Below are 650 nucleotides of genomic sequence, written 5' to 3'. Positions count from 1 at the left end.
GGCATAGACGACCCAGTCGGCTCGCCGCAGCGGTGCCAGCAGGGCGGCGAAGGCACCAGCTTCGGCGAACGGGCCGAGATCGCCATGGAAGGCGAGCCGCCCCGCCGCGTGCAGGGCTGCGAGCCCTTCGAGGAAGAGACGTCGGAACAGCCGCGAGAGCACGCGCACCGGCAGGAAGAAGCCGGGCCTGCACGCGATCCATCGCGAGCCGTCGAGCGACAATCCGCCTCCGGGCGCGATGATGTGGAGATGGGGATGGTGCGTCATCGCCGAACCCCAGGTGTGCAGGACGCTGGTGAAGCCGATGCGGGCGCCGAGATGCCGGGGATCGATGGCGATGGTGGCGAGCGTCTCGGCCGCGGCCCGGAACAACAGGCCATAAACCTCGGCCTTGTTCTGGTAGGCGATGGTCGCGATCGGCGCCGGCAGGGTGAAGACGAGATGGTAGTATGGCACGGGCAACAGATCGGCCTGCCGGTCCGCGAGCCAGTCCTTCGCCGCTGTACCCTGGCAACGCGGGCAGTGCCGGTTGCGGCAGGAGTTGTAGGCGATCGTCGGGTGATCGCAGTCGGCACAGCGCATGACATGGCCGCCGAGCGCAGCCGTGCGGCAGGCCCGGATCGCACCGATCACCTTGAGCTGGCCGCGGC

1 protein-coding gene is annotated in these 650 nt (G+C 69.2%); it reads right to left on the bottom strand.

Annotated elements, in window-relative coordinates:
- The coding region (locus tag AX750_RS14440; RefSeq protein ID WP_197432826.1) for a transposase zinc-binding domain-containing protein at positions 1–650 on the bottom strand (650 nt) is incomplete at both ends.

It is taken from the genome of Methylobacterium sp. CCH7-A2, assembly GCF_001557075.1.
In the GTDB taxonomy this organism is placed as follows: domain Bacteria; phylum Pseudomonadota; class Alphaproteobacteria; order Rhizobiales; family Beijerinckiaceae; genus Allobosea; species Allobosea massiliensis.
The sequence above is the reverse complement of the archived record's forward strand: the minus strand, read 5'-3'. Positions and strand labels throughout refer to the sequence as shown.